Origin of the sequence: Streptomyces sp. NBC_01707 (genome assembly GCF_041438805.1) — a bacterium.
Taxonomy (GTDB): domain Bacteria; phylum Actinomycetota; class Actinomycetes; order Streptomycetales; family Streptomycetaceae; genus Streptomyces.
In genome coordinates this window covers 8,975,218-8,989,198 of sequence record NZ_CP109190.1, presented here as the reverse complement: position 1 = coordinate 8,989,198, position 13,981 = coordinate 8,975,218, and the positions used below count along the sequence as shown (strand labels likewise).

At 71.6% G+C, this 13,981-nt stretch carries 11 protein-coding genes; 7 read left to right on the top strand and 4 right to left on the bottom strand.

Annotation, left to right across the window (positions count from 1 at the left end):
* The first annotated feature begins 1 nt into the window (after position 1).
* From OG963_RS40200 to OG963_RS40180, 5 genes are all read left to right on the top strand, one after another.
* Positions 2–628 carry a DUF624 domain-containing protein gene (locus OG963_RS40200; protein WP_319740192.1) on the top strand — a complete coding sequence of 209 codons (627 nt, stop codon included), beginning with the start codon at positions 2–4 and terminating at the stop codon, positions 626–628.
* Positions 625–1,704 (top strand): right-handed parallel beta-helix repeat-containing protein, encoded by a 1,080-nt coding sequence (locus OG963_RS40195; protein ID WP_319740191.1) that lies wholly within the window; start codon positions 625–627, stop codon positions 1,702–1,704. The genes OG963_RS40200 and OG963_RS40195 overlap by 4 nt, the downstream gene beginning before the upstream one ends.
* A gap of 86 nt (positions 1,705–1,790) precedes the next feature.
* Entirely contained in the window at positions 1,791–2,852 is a 1,062-nt protein-coding gene (locus OG963_RS40190) for an SGNH/GDSL hydrolase family protein (protein WP_371800020.1), read from the top strand.
* A gap of 12 nt (positions 2,853–2,864) precedes the next feature.
* Positions 2,865–5,273, top strand: a complete 2,409-nt coding sequence (locus OG963_RS40185; RefSeq protein WP_319740189.1) for a polysaccharide lyase 8 family protein — start codon at positions 2,865–2,867, stop codon at positions 5,271–5,273.
* Positions 5,274–5,277: 4 nt separating this feature from the next.
* Positions 5,278–6,252 carry an alpha/beta fold hydrolase gene (locus OG963_RS40180; RefSeq protein WP_319740188.1) on the top strand — a complete coding sequence of 325 codons (975 nt, stop codon included), beginning with the start codon at positions 5,278–5,280 and terminating at the stop codon, positions 6,250–6,252.
* Positions 6,253–6,273: 21 nt separating this feature from the next.
* Here OG963_RS40180 and OG963_RS40175 read toward each other — a convergent pair whose 3' ends face one another.
* From OG963_RS40175 to OG963_RS40160, 4 genes are all read right to left on the bottom strand, one after another.
* On the bottom strand, positions 6,274–7,818 hold the full coding sequence (locus OG963_RS40175; protein WP_371800019.1) for a phytoene desaturase family protein: 1,545 nt from the start codon (positions 7,816–7,818) through the stop codon (positions 6,274–6,276).
* A 60-nt stretch (positions 7,819–7,878) separates the two neighbouring features.
* Positions 7,879–10,167 (bottom strand): tetratricopeptide repeat protein, encoded by a 2,289-nt coding sequence (locus OG963_RS40170; RefSeq protein ID WP_371800018.1) that lies wholly within the window; start codon positions 10,165–10,167, stop codon positions 7,879–7,881.
* A 27-nt stretch (positions 10,168–10,194) separates the two neighbouring features.
* Entirely contained in the window at positions 10,195–11,082 is an 888-nt protein-coding gene (locus OG963_RS40165) for an oxygenase MpaB family protein (protein ID WP_319740185.1), read from the bottom strand.
* A 105-nt stretch (positions 11,083–11,187) separates the two neighbouring features.
* Positions 11,188–11,961, bottom strand: a complete 774-nt coding sequence (locus tag OG963_RS40160; protein WP_319740184.1) for an SDR family oxidoreductase — start codon at positions 11,959–11,961, stop codon at positions 11,188–11,190.
* 229 nt (positions 11,962–12,190) lie between these two features.
* Here OG963_RS40160 and OG963_RS40155 point away from each other — a divergent pair, with 229 nt between their 5' ends.
* Both OG963_RS40155 and OG963_RS40150 read left to right on the top strand, forming a co-directional pair.
* On the top strand, positions 12,191–12,802 hold the full coding sequence (locus OG963_RS40155; RefSeq protein WP_362273254.1) for a TetR/AcrR family transcriptional regulator: 612 nt from the start codon (positions 12,191–12,193) through the stop codon (positions 12,800–12,802).
* Positions 12,803–12,901: 99 nt separating this feature from the next.
* Entirely contained in the window at positions 12,902–13,837 is a 936-nt protein-coding gene (locus tag OG963_RS40150; RefSeq protein ID WP_371800017.1) for a LysR family transcriptional regulator, read from the top strand.
* Positions 13,838–13,981: the final 144 nt, after the last annotated feature.

Here is a 13,981-nt window from a genome sequence, read left to right as displayed (position 1 = left end):
CGTGCAGGTAGCATTCCCGCCCCGGGAACAGGCCCACGCCCCGTCCGGATGGCCGACCCTGCTGCGCCGGCTGGAGTTCGTGGCCTACCCCGCGGCGGCCGGGGCCGCGTTCGCCGTACTGTCCCTCGGCGTCGTGACGTGGCTGCCCGCGCTCGCCGCGATGGCGTACGCCCTGCAGCGGTGGCGCACCGATGGGGACACCCGCTGCTTCACCGGCGCGTTCACCGCGTTCCCGCAGTACTGGCGCGCGCTGTGGCCGCACTCGTTGGTGTCCACCGTCGCGGCGTTCGTCCTCACCGCCAACATCACCCACCTGCTGGGCCGTTCGGAGCCCTGGACGTTCGTGGTGGTCGCCGCTCAGGTGGGCATCGCGGCGGCCGCGGTCATCCACCATGTGGCGCTGGCGGCCGAGGCAGGCCGTTCGCCGCGGGGGACGGTCCGCTCCTGGTCCCGCGCCGCGCTGGTGCTCGGCTTCGGGTCCGCGGCCCGTGGCACCGCACTGCTCGGCGCGGTGATCTCGGCAGCCCTCCTCTCCCTCGTCGTACCGCTGGGCCCACTGCTTCTCGGCCCGAGCATTCCCGTACTGCTCGCCCTGTCCTTCGCCGATCCCAGGAGGCACACCTCATGAGCCGTTTACTGCGCACAGCTCTCGTCGCCGCACTCGCCGCGGGCGCTCCGCTCGCCTTCCCGCCGCCGTCCGTCGCGACGGAGTCGGCGACCGCCTACTACGTGTCGCCGTCGGGCAGTGACTCCGATGCCGGTACGTCGGCGAGTGCTCCGCTCGCCACCATCCAGAAGGCCGTGGACCTGGCGCCGACGGGCGCGGTGGTGCATCTCGCCTCCGGTAGGTACGAGCAGGACGTGGTGACGAGGCGCCCCGGCGTCACGATCACCGGCCCCTCGACGGCGGTGGTGAACGGGGCGGGCGACGCCCGGATCATTCAGGTGCAGCACGACTCGACCACGCTGAGCGGCTTCACCGTGGACGGGCTGCACGGGGCGTCCACCGATGTGTCGGGCTACCGCCTGAAGCTCATCTACGTCATGAGCACGACCCCTGGAAATGGTGTGGGCGCGCTCCACATCACCGACATGACGCTGAAGAACGCCGCGGACGAGTGCCTGCGGGTGCGCTATCTCGTCACCGGCGCCGACATCTCCGGCAACACCATCACCGACTGCGGCGTCGCAGACTTCAAGTTCGGCGGCGGTGGCAAGAACGGTGAGGGCATCTACCTCGGCACCGCCCCCGAGCAGCAGGGCGCGAACGGAGCCCCGGACGCGGCGCCCGACATCAGCAAGAACAACCGCATCCATCACAACATCATCGCCACCCAGGGCAATGAGTGCGTCGACGTGAAGGAGAACTCGACGAACAACTACGTCGAGTACAACGACTGCAGCGGCCAGAAGGACTCGAGCTCCGGCGGTCTCGACGCGCGCGGCAGCGGCAACATCTTCCGTTACAACACCGTTCACGACAACGTCGGCGCCGGCATCAGGCTCGGTGGTGACACCGAGACGGACGGTGTCGGCACCAGCGTCTACGGCAACACCATCACCGACAACGCGGGCGGCGGCATCAAGTTCATGCGCACTCCGCAGGGACCGGTGTGCACCAACACGATGAGCGGCAACACCGGCGGCGACGCCGTCGGCACCTACGGCAGCGAGTACACGCCGACGGGTGCGTGCCCGCAGTGAGTGGCCGGGGACCCGCGAGACGCGGGTTACTGACGGCGGCGGCCGGACTGGCCGCGGTGGCCGCGACGGCGCCAGGTCCGCAGGCCGTGGCGGCGCCGAGCCGCGATGCGGGCCGTTCACGCTGGACGACCTCCTGGGCGGCCGCGCAGACCGCGCCGACCGCCACCGACACCGTGGCGAACTCCGGACTGACCGACGGGACGTTCACCGCCGCCGTGCGGCTGTCCGCCGGCGGACAGGTCCGGCTGCGGTACGGGCATGCCTTCGGCACCGCGCCGGTCCTGGTCGGGCCGGTGACTGCGGGCGGGCAGGCCGTGACCTTCGGCGGGAAGCCGCAGGCATGGATCGCTGCGGGCGCCTCGCTGACGAGTGATCCGGTCGCCGGTCTGCGTACCACCGAAGCGGCCCGGTTGACCGTGGAGACCCGGCTGCCGGGCCCCACCGGACCGCTCTCCTTCCACCGCAACACCCACGCCTCGCACAGTGTCGACGGCGTCCGCACGACCTCCGTGTTCCTGCTGACGGGCGTCGAGGTGACCGGCGCGCACGGGCCGGTGATCGCCGTGCTCGGCGACTCCATAGCCGAGGGTGTCGGTACCCCGGACGACGCCGATCTGCGCTGGCCGGACCAGCTGGCGCGACGCCTTCCCGGCTCGGCCGTCGCCAATCTCGGCATCAGTGGCAACCGGGTGCTGCTGGACGACGCCAGGTTCGGACCGAGCGGACAGGCCCGCTTCGACCGCGATGTGCTGTCGCTGCCCGGGCTGCGGACCGTGTTCGTACACCTCGGGATCAACGATCTTCAGCAGCCGCCCGGACAGACCGATCCCGCGCTCGTCCTGGCCGGCTACCGCCAGCTCGTCCTGCGCGGCAGAGGAGCCGGGCTGCGGGTCGTCGGCGCGACCGTCACGCCGTTCGAGGGCTGGGCCCGCTGGACGCCCGGGCTCGAAGCGGTCCGGCAGCGGATCAACGCGGCGGTGCGCACCGGACGGGTCTTCGACGCCGTCGCCGACTTCGACGCCGCGGTCCGCGACCCGGACCGCCCCTCGCGGATGCTGCCCGCGTACGACAGCGCGGACGGACTGCACCCCAACCCTTCCGGCCATGCGGCGCTCGCCGCGGCCGTCGACCGCCGACACCTCCTGTGAGGGGCCCGCATCATGAACCGAGGCACTACCCGGGGCACGACCCGACGCGCTGTTCTCGCCGGAGCGGCGGTGCTCGGCGCAGCCGCCGCGATGCCCCTCACGTCCGCCGGAGGGACCGCGTTCGCCGCAGCGGGTGACGCCGCCGCGCTGCGCAGCCGCTGGCACACACTGCTCACCGGCGGCCCGGGGCTCGATCTCACGGACCCGCAGATCGCGGCGACGGTGGCCAGGATCGGCAAGGCCGCGACCACCGCCGCCAAGGGCCTCGACCCGACCCGGACCGACGGGCTGTTCCCCGATCTGACCAGTACCACGCTCTCCAACCACGTCACCACGTCTTTCAAGCGCCTCGCCACGGTCGCGACCGCGTGGGCAGTCCCCGGCACCCCGCAGTACGGCGACACCGCACTGCGCGATCTGCTGCGGGATGGGATCGACTGGATGCTGACGAACCGTTACGGACCCGAGCACACCAGGTTCGACAACGACTGGGACTGGGAGATCGGCTCCGCGCTCGCCCTCGACGACTCGACCGTTCTGCTGTACGACGCCCTCGGTACCGAGCGGCTCGACCGGATCACCACGGCCGTCCGGCACTACACGCCCGACCCGAACCTGTGGCGGGCCGACCGGCAGATCGCGACCGGTGCCAACCGGGTGTGGATCTCGACCGTAGTCGCGGTCAACGCGGTACTGCGCGACGACGGCGACGATCTCGTCCGGGTCCGTGACGCTCTTTCGGACGTCGAGGGTTCGGGGGCCAACAGTGTGCTGGCGTTCAACGACACCGGTGCGGCCGTGGAGGGCACCGGCGAGGGGTTCTACTCCGACGGCTCGTTCCTCCAGCACTACAAGCACCCGTACAACGGCGGCTACGGCAAGGAACTGCTCGGAAATCTCTCGCGGCTGCTGAACCTGCTCGCCGGGACGCCGTGGACGGTCACCGATCCCGATCTCGACAACGTCCGGCACTGGGTCGACGACGGCTTCGACCCGCTGATCGCCCGGGGCGACATGATGGCGTCGGTCTGCGGGCGCGAGATCGCCCGCCCCAGCAAACAGGGGCATGTCTCTGCCCAGACGGTCATCGAGGCTGTGGTGCGGCTCATCCCGAGCTTCCCCGGGGACACCGCCGACCGGTTCACGGCGCTGGTCAAGCAGTGGATCGCCGAGGACACCTACCGGGACTTCCTCGCGGTCACCGACCTTGCCACGCTCGTCGCCGCGCGGCAGATCATCGCCTCGCCCGTCCCGGCGCGCGGCCCGCTGGTCGCCCACAAGCAGCACCCGCGGATGGACAAGGCGGCCCACCACCGGCCGTCGTTCGCGCTCGGCATCTCCGCGTACTCGTCGAGGATCTACAACTACGAGTCGATCCAGAACGAGAACCTGCACGCCTGGCATCTCTCCGACGGCATGATCCTGCTCCACACCGACGATCTCGGGCACTACAGCGAGGACTACTGGCCGACCGTCGACCCCGCCCGGCTGCCCGGCACCACCGTCATCGCCGGTCGCCCTGCGGATGCGGCCGGGCAACGCACCACCAGCACTGCGGACTGGGCGGGTGGTGCGGCACTGCCCGGAACGACGCTCGGAGCGTACGGCATGGAGCTGCGCGCGTTCGGGAGTTCGCTGCGTGGTCTGAAGAGCTGGTTCTGCCTGGACGACGTGATCGCCTGTGTCGGCTCGGGCATCACCGCCGACGCGGGCACCGCAGAGACGGTCGTGGAGAACCGCAAACTGCGCGACCCGCAGGCGGCTCTCCTCGTCAACGGCACAGCCGTTCCGGCCGGCGCAGGCTGGTCGGATCGGCTCGACCGGGTCCGCTGGCTGCACCTCGCCGGGACCGGCGGCTACATCTTCCCCCGGGCCGGCACGGTCTACGGCGTGCGCGAGGAGCGCACCGCGACCTGGCGCGAGATCAATCTGAAGTACGGCACCGACACCCCTGTCACCCGCCCCTATCTGACGCTGTGGCAGGACCACGGAACGGCACCGGACGGCGCCGGCTACTTCTGGCTGCAGGCGCCCGCCGCGTCCGCCGCACGAACCGGACAGTGGTCGGACGCGCCGCCGGTGAGGCTCGTCGCCGACTCCACGGCCGTGCACGCGGTACGCCGCTGCGCGGACGGGCTGTTCGCGGCGAACTTCTGGACCGCGGGCACCGCTCAGGACCTCACCTCCGACGGGCCCGCGTCGGTGCTGTTGCGTCCCGAGGGCAGGACGGTGACGGTGTCCCTGTCCGATCCGACCCAGCTGCGGTCCTCCGTCGTACTGGACCTCGCGCAGCGCGGTCTGACCGTCGTCTCCGCCGATCCGGGCGTCAGCGTCTCGACCACGACCACGGGTATCCGGATCACTGCCGACACCGCCGAACGCCACGGCTCAACCGTCACCCTCACCCTGAAGAGGAGCTAGACCCTTGCTGTTCGACATGGACCTGGAGCGGCTGCGGGCGTACCGGCCGGAGCCGGAGGAGCCCGCGGACTTCGACGCCTTCTGGGCGAAGACGCTCACCGAGGCGGCCCGTCACGAGCTGGAAGCCGAGTTCGTCCCGTACGACGCCGGGTTCGCGACGGTCGATGCCTTCGATGTGACGTTCCGAGGCTGGGGCGGACAACCGGTGAAGGCGTGGCTCATGCTGCCGCGGGCGCGCTCGGCGCCGCTGCCCGCCGTGGTTCAGTACATCGGCTACAACGGCGGCCGGGGCATTCCGTACTCCTGGCTGACCTGGAGCGCCCTCGGCTACGCGCATCTGGTCATGGACAACCGGGGACAGGGCGGTGGGGGCAAGAACACCGCGGACACCCCGGACATCGGCCCCGACGGCCACGGCTCCTCGTCCCCCGGCTTCCTCACGCGCGGCATCGAGGATCCGTACCGGCACTACTACCGGCGGCTCATCACGGACGCGGTGCGGGCCGTCGATGCGGCGAAGGCGCACGAGGCCGTGGACGCGTCGCGGGTCGCGGTCCTCGGCGGCAGCCAGGGCGGCGGGCTCGCCCTGGCCGCTGCCGGGCTGCGCGACGACGTGGTGGCGGCGGTCGCCGATGTGCCGTTCCTCTGCCACTACCGGCGCGCCTCGCAGATCACGGACGCGGGCCCGTACGCCGAGATCGCCCGCTGGCTGTCCGGGCACCGCTTCCGGATCGACGAGGCGATGGAGACGCTGTCCTACTTCGACGCGGTCAACTTCGCGGCGCGGGCGACCGCGCCGGCGTGGTTCTCGGTGGGTCTGATGGACAAGGTGTGCCCGTCGTCGACGGTGTTCGCCGCCTACCACCGCTACGCCGGACCGGCCGCGATCGAGGTGTTCACGTACAACGGGCACGAGGGTGGCGCGGAGTACGACCTGCCGCGCAAACTGGGTGCGCTGCGCGGCGTGTTCGGTCAGTAGGTACGGAGCCGCGGGTACGGGTCACCGGCCCAGCGCCGCCATCGCGGCGTTGTGGCCGGGAACCCCGCTGACCCCGCCTCCGCGTACGGCGCCCGCCCCGCACAGCAGCACATTGGCGTGCGCCGTCTCGACGCCCCACCGGCCGGTGGATTCCGTGGCGTATGGGAAGGCGAGATCCCGGTGGAAGATATGGCCGCCGGGCAGCCGAAGATCCCGTTCGAGGTCGAGCGGGGTCTTCGCCTCGATGCACGGCTCGCCGTTCCCGTCGACGGCCAGACAGTCGGCGATCGGCTCGTCGAGATGCGCGTCGAGCTCGGCGAGCGTGGCCGTGAGGAGGGCGGCGCGTGCAGCCTCGTTGTCCGCTGCGAAGAGCCGGGCGGGAGTGTGCAGGCCGAAGAGGGTGAGGGTCTGGTAGCCGCGGGCGGCGAGTCCGGGACCGAGGATCGACGGGTCGGTCAGCGAGTGGCAGTAGATCTCGGACGGGGGCGCCGCGGGCAGCCGCCCCGATGCCGCGTCCCGGTAGGCGTCGGCCAGCTGCCCGTACCCCTCCGCGATATGGAAGGTTCCGGCGAACGCCTCGCGTGGGTCGACGGAGCGGTCGCGCAGCCGGGGCAGCCGGCGCAGCAGCATGTTGACCTTCAGCTGGGCGCCTTCGGCGGGGGCCGGCGGCTCGTCGCCGAGGAGTGCGGCGAGGGCCTGCGGCGACGCGTTGACGAGGACCCGTCGGGCGGCGACCCGGTGTTCACCGTCGGGTGAGCGGAAGGTGACCTCGGCCCGGGTGCCATCGGTCTCGACGCGGGTCGCCTCGTGCCGGACCCGGATCTCGGCACCCGCCGCCCGGGCGGCCTGCGCGAGGGCGTCGGTGAGCGCGCCCATGCCGCCGACGGGAACGTCCCAGTCGCCGGTGCCCCCGCCGATCACGTGGTAGAGGAAGCAGCGGTTCTGGAGCAGGGACGGGTCGTGCGCGTCCGCGAAGGTGCCGATCAGGGCGTCGGTCAGCACGACTCCGCGTACGAGATCGTCGGCGAAGTTCTCCTCGACGGCCACACCGATCGGTTCCTCGAAGAGCATCCGCCAGGCGTCCGGGTCACCGATCCGGTCGCGGAGCGCGTCCCGGCTGGGCAACGGCTCGGTGAGGGTCGGGAAGACCCGCTCGGCGACCTGCTGCGTCATGCCGTAGAAGCGCTGCCAGGCCGCGTACTCGCGCTCGCCGCCGGTGAGCGCGGCGAAGGACTCCCGGGTGGAGTCCCCGCCGACGAGCAGTCCGGTGGCGCGACCGCCCCGCACGGTCGGTGTGTACGAGGAGACGGTCCGCTTGCGTACGGCGAAGTCCAGCCCGAGATCACGGACGATCTTCTGCGGCAGCAAGGACACCAGATACGAGTAGCGTGACAGCCGGGCGTCGATTCCGTCGAAGGGACGGGTCGAGACGGCCGCTCCCCCGGTGTTGCCGAGGCGTTCGAGAACAAGGACGGACTGTCCGGCGCGGGCGAGATAGGCGGCGGCGACCAGACCGTTGTGGCCGCCGCCCACGATCACTGCGTCATACGTGTCAGGTGCGGGCATGGCCCTTGGTAACACGGGACGATCGCCTCTGGCCAGAGGCGGCGGGGCGGAAGTTGCTGGTCAGTGCGGTTCGACGCCCCGCTGCTGGCGCAGCGCCGCAACCTTGCGGTACAGCTCGACCGCCTCCGTGCCGCGCCCGAGCTGTTCGAGACAGTGCGCCTCGTCGTTCCGGCTGGCGAGCGCGTCGGGGTGGTCGGCGCCGAGGACGCGTTCGCGCGCCTCGGCGACCGTCCGGTACACGGTGAGGGCATCGGCCCAGCGGCCCAGCCAGCCCAGGCCGACAGCGACCTCGCGACGGCTCACGAGGGTGTCGGGGTGGTCGGGGCCGAGGATGCGCTCCCGGATCGCGCACACATCGCGCGACTCGGCGAGCGCTTCATCCCATCGGGCCAGTCGCCCCAGATTGACGCCGAGGCCGTGGCGGGCGCGGAGCGTCTCGGGGTCGGCGGGGCCGACCACCCTGGTCCGGTCGTCGACGAGGGCGCGGTACAGCTCCAGAGCCTCCGCGCTGCGGCCCAGCCTGCCGAGGCTGATGCCGACCTCGTAGCGCGCGGAGAGCGTGTCGGGATGGTCCGCGCCGAGCGTCGTCGCGCGGGCCCGGGCGACCTGCTGGTAGGTCTGCAGCGCGTCCGACCAACGCCCCAACTGACCCAAGGTGTAAGCGACTTCGTAGAGGGTGACCAGGGTGTCCGGGTGACTGGCGCCGAGCAGCCGGCTGCGGGCGTGCGCCACGTCGCGGGCCATCCGGAACGAGTCCTCCAGACGCCCGAGCCTGCTGAGGTTGAACGCGAGGTTGTGGCGGCAGCGCAGGGTGTCGGGGTGGTCGGGGCCCATCGACCGCTCCCTGGAGGCGAGGACCGCGGCGTACACCTGATGGGCCTCGAAGTGGCGGCCGAGCTGGCCCAGTACGTACGCCGCCTCCTGTCGGGCGGCGAGTGTTTCGGGGTGGTCGGGGCCCATGGTCCGTTCCCGGCCCTGGGCAACCCGGTCGAACTCGCGGAGAGCGTCCGCGGCGCGGCCGGTGCGGCTCAGGGTGAACGCGACCTCGAACCGGCTGGCGAGGGTGTCGGGGTGGTCGGGGCCGAGGGCGTGCTCGCGTTCGGCGGCGACCGCACGGTGCACCTCGCCGGCCTCCTCCCAGTGGCCGAGCCGCCCCAGGTTGAGGCCCGCGCTGTGCCGGTTGGCGAGGGTGGAGAGCAGTTCCGGCGAGGGTGTGGGCCGCTCGGGCCTGGCGAGCGGGACGCCTCCGGTCAGGGCCCGCAGGTCGGTGCCGGTGGTCCATTCGCCGGTCAGACCCGCGGAGTGGTCGGGCGTGGCGAGACCGAGGTGCGTGGCCCCGGACGCCCTGTGTCCGACGGTCATGCCACGGGTCCAGGACGGCAGTCGCGGCCCGGGGCCGAGGGGTTGCCGGCCAGGGCGCAGGACGGGAACCGGCGGGGCGAGCCGGACCCGTCCCGACGGCTGGGGATGCCCCGCCGGCGGGAGGTGCTGTTGCTCACCGGTGCGTCCGACGGCGATCCGCTGCCGCAGGTCGCCCGCGTCGACGGGCCGCTCCTCCGGCGTCTTGGCGAGCAGCTCCAGGACGACCCGGTCGAAGAAGCCGGGGAGTTCGGCGCGGTGGGTGCGCAGCGGTTCGGGCTGGGTGTCGCGGTGCCCGACGAGGACGGCCCAGGCGTCGTCGAGGTCGAACGGCGGGACCCCGGTGGCGATCTCGTACAGCACACAGCCCAGTGAGTAGAGGTCGCTGCGGTGGTCGACATGCCCACCGCTGATCTGCTCGGGCGACATGTAGTGCGGGGTACCCATGGCGATGCCCGTACCGGTCAGGCGTGAGGTGAAGCCGATGTCGCGGCCGAGTCTGGCGATGCCGAAGTCGCAGATCTTCACCGTGCCGTCGGTCAGCCGCATGATGTTGGCGGGCTTCAGGTCGCGGTGCACGATGCCCTGTTGATGGGTGTAGCCGAGCGCGTCGGCGACCTGCTCGGCGATGTCGACGATCTCGGGCACCGGCAGTGGGTGCTGTTCGTTGTCCTCCAGGAGCTGGCTGAGGTTGCGGCCGTCGAGGAGTTCCATCACCAGGTAGAGCACACCGTCGTATTCGCCGAAGTCATGGACGACGGTGACACCTCGGTGCTGGAGGGCGGCGGCCACCCGGGCCTCGCGGCGGAACCGTTCGCGCAGGATCCGGGTGAACGACTGATCGTGCTGGGGCCCCATCGGCTTGAGACATTTGACGGCCACGTGGCGGCCGAGCGACTCGTCGCGGGCGCGCCACACCTCGCCCATGCCCCCGCGCCCGATCACATCGAGCAGCCGGTACCGGCTCTGGATCAGCCTGGTGTCCGCCATCGCGTGCTGTCGCCCCCGTTGCTTCGCCTACTGCTGCGCCCTCCCCGGCCCGTCCAGTATGGCTGCCTCGTCACGGAGTTTGGAGGGGGCGGGGCGGCTACCGGGGCCGAGCCGTTCCATCGCCTGCACGATGTGGCCGGGCGGGAGTTGCCAGCGCAGCCGCGACGGGATGCAGCGCAGGGCGGTTCCGGTGGCGCGCAGGCGCCGGTCGACGGTGCGCAGGGGTGGCGCGGGCCTTCCGTAGAGGTCATGGGCGTACGGGGGCAGTGACTGGTAGGCCAGTGCCGCGACGCGACGCCACAGCAGTTCGCGCGCCGGGATCAGCAGGGCATGGACGGGCGGACGGCGGAGAAAGTCGTCGACGACGAGCGCCTCGGCGCCCGCGACGAGTTCGGGCCGCACCCGGTCGAAGTAGGCGGCGAGCTGGGCGGTGGTCGCGGGTACGTCGTCGGGGTCGAGGCCCACCAGGCGGGCGCTGGTGCGGTGTTCGTCGATGTAACGGTCGGCCTGCGCGGCGGTGAGGGACCGGCCGGAGCGGAGCTGCACCTGAAGGTAGGAGTCGACCTCGGCGCAGTGCACCCACAGCAGCAGCTCCGGTTCGTCGACACCGTACGTCTCACCGGTCGCCGGGTCGGTGGCCTTGAGGAGCCGGTGGATCCTGCGGACCCGGGCGCCCGCCTTCTCGGCGGCTTCCGTGGTGCCGTAGGTGATGGTGCCGACGAAGCCGGCCGTGCGCATCAGCCGTCCCCACGCGTCCTTGCGGAAATCGGAGTTCTGCATGACGCCGCGGACGGCGCGGGGGTGCAGCGCCTGGAGGTACAGGGCACGCACGCCGGCGATCCACATCATCGGGTCGCCATGGAGCTGCCAGGTGACGGTATCGGGCCCGAAGAGCCCCGGATCGGCGTGCGCCATGCCTGCTCCTGCCTCCCGCTCGGCCGCGTCCCTGCGAACGACGTGTGCACCCACAGGATGCGCCGGTACCCGGCCGACACTCCAGACCCCCGCGTTCCGGCCCGGTCACACCCCCGCGACGACCGCCACGCCGACCCGGCCGCCGTCGACGTCGAGCACGGTTCCGTGGACGAACGCCGACTCGTCGCCGGCCAGGTACACCGCCGCCTGTGCGATGGACTCGGGGCTGCCGACCCCACCGGCCGGAGTGCCCTTCATCATGATGTCGCCGGGGCGCGCCTCGGTCTCGTCGGGGGTGGGCGTGCGGACCACACCGGGCGAGATCGCGTTGACCCGCACGCCGGACGGGCCGAACTCGGCGGCCCAGGCCCGGGTCAGGGTCTCCACCGCTCCCTTGCTGGAGCTGTAGAGCGCTCCGACGGGAATACCGAGGCGGGCGATCCACGATCCGAGGTTGACGATCGCGCCACCGCCCGCCTCGGCCATGGCAGGGGCGAGGGCGGCGGTCAGGAAGAAGGGCGCCTTGACGTTGACGCCATAGACCTGGTCGAACGTCTCCTCGTCCGTGTCCGGGGTGGTCGAGCCCGGATAGATGCCGGCGTTGTTGACCAGGATGTCGACCCGACCGCCGAGCACCCGGGTCGCCTCGTCGGCGAGGGCCCGGGAGGCCGCCGCACTGCCGTCGAGGTCGGCGGGGACGAAGTCGGCACGCCCACCGGCTGCCCTGATGCCGTCGACGACCTCTTGTCCGCGCTCGTGGTTCCGGCCGGAGACGGCGACGTGCGCCCCCTCGGCGGCGAATGCCTCGGCGATCGCGCGTCCGATGTTGCTGGTGGCTCCGGTGACCAGAGCGGTCTTGTGGTGCAGGCGAGTGCCCATGATGCGGTGTCTCTTCTCGTCGGCGCGGCGTCGTGACGGCGCGCGGAATGAACTCTGTGGATCCGGTCGATCCGGGCCGCCGCAGGGCGGCAGAGTGGACCACTAGGTCCAGTGTGGACCGTGGGGTCCAATGTGAACCCGCGGAACTGGACTGTCAAGTCCAATGGAGTTAGCCTGGTCACCCTCGACGCCTCCCGGAAGGTTGGCCGACAAGGAGGTCACCGACACCGTGCTCACCACCCGTGGAGCCGCCACCCGGCAGCGCATCATCACCGGCGCCGCAGCCCTGATCCGCGACCACGGCGTCGCCGGAGTCAGCCTCGACGACATCCGCGCGGCCACCTCCACCAGCAAGAGCCAGCTGTTCCACTACTTCCCGCAGGGCAAGTCCGACCTGCTCCTCGCGGTGGCCGAGCACGAGGCCGAACAGGTCCTCACCGACCAGCAGCCCATGCTCGGCGACCTGACCAGCTGGCAGAAGTGGCAGGACTGGCGCGAGCGCGTGATCGAGAAGTACGACGCCCAGCGTGCCGGCTGCCCACTGTCCGCACTCACCGCCCAACTCGACGTCGCCCGGCCGACCACTCAGGGCATCATCACGCGGCTTTACGACCGCTGGCACGCCCATCTGTCCGAAGGCGTACAGGCCTTGAAGGACTCGGGCGAGGCCGAAGCGGACCTGGATGCCGGCGCGGCGGCAACGGCCATTCTGACCGCCGTCACCGGCGGCGCCACCCTGCTCCAGGCCACCGACTCCCTGACCTACCTCGAGACCTCCCTCGACCAGGCGCTCAGCGCCCTGCGCCGGGACGCGACACCTGTGGCACGGGTCAGCGGCTGACCATCAGAAGGAGCCCGGACGGATGCCGTAGTCGGCAGGCCCGGCCAGAACCTCGCTCCGAGACGCCCGGACGAGCTTGCCGCCGGTAAGGATGTCTTCATGCTTGATGTGCGGCGCCTGCGGATCCTGCAACACCTGGCCACCTACGGCACGGTCGCCGCAACCGCCGACGTACTGCACCTGACCGCGCCGGCCATCTCGCAGCAGTTGGCGGTCCTGGAACGCGAAGCCGGCGTACCGGTCGTCGAGAAGCACGGGCGTACGCTGCGCCTCACCGCCGCCGGGGAGCTCCTGGTCGCACATGCCGAGGTCGTCCTGGGCGACCTGGCCGCCGCCGAGGCCGACCTCGCGGCCCTGCGGGGCGGAGAGCACGGCGTCCTGCGCGTGGCCTCCTTCGCCTCCGCCGCCCGCCGGCTCATGCCGGCCGTCTTCGCGCGCCTGGGAACCGAGGAGAGCAGGAGCCACTCGCTCTCGCTGCACCTCGTCGAGCAGGAACCCGACCTCGCACTGGAAGCCCTGCGCAAGCGGGAGGTGGACCTGGCCGTGGTGCACGGTTACACCGTGCTGCCGCGCGACTTCCCCGCCGGTTGCGAGCCCTCACTGCTCATGGAGGACCCGGTCCTGCTCGCTCTCGCGCCCGCCCGGGCGACGGCGCTGGGCCTGGCCGAGGGTGAGGCTGCCGATCTGACCCGCCTCGCGGACGACCCCTGGCTGACCCCCGGTCCGGAGACCTCCTGCTACGAGATGATCCAACGCACCACCGGGGCCGCCGGATTCGTCCCCGGCATCAGGGTCCGCAGCAGCGACTTCTCCGTACTGACCTCGCTCGCGGCCGCCGGAGCCGGGGTCGCGCTCGTGCCTCGCCTCGCCCTGCCCGAGGCCAACGCGCCGCTGAGCCTGCATCCACTGATGCGGCCCGTCACCCGGACGGTCTACACCGCCAACCGCACCGGCACCGCCCGCCGGCCGGGCCTGCGGCACCTGCTCGACATCCTCACGGAGACAGTCGCCGCCTCTCTGACCGCCCCGGCCTGAGACCGGCCATCGACCCACTCACGCGTCTACCACGGCATCGCGGGCCCCTGGAATGAGCAGCACCACTCCGACGTCTTCCTCTCAGCCCCGCACACCGCTCACGAGGATGCCGCCCGGGCGACCCGCCGATGGAAGGCCGAGGGC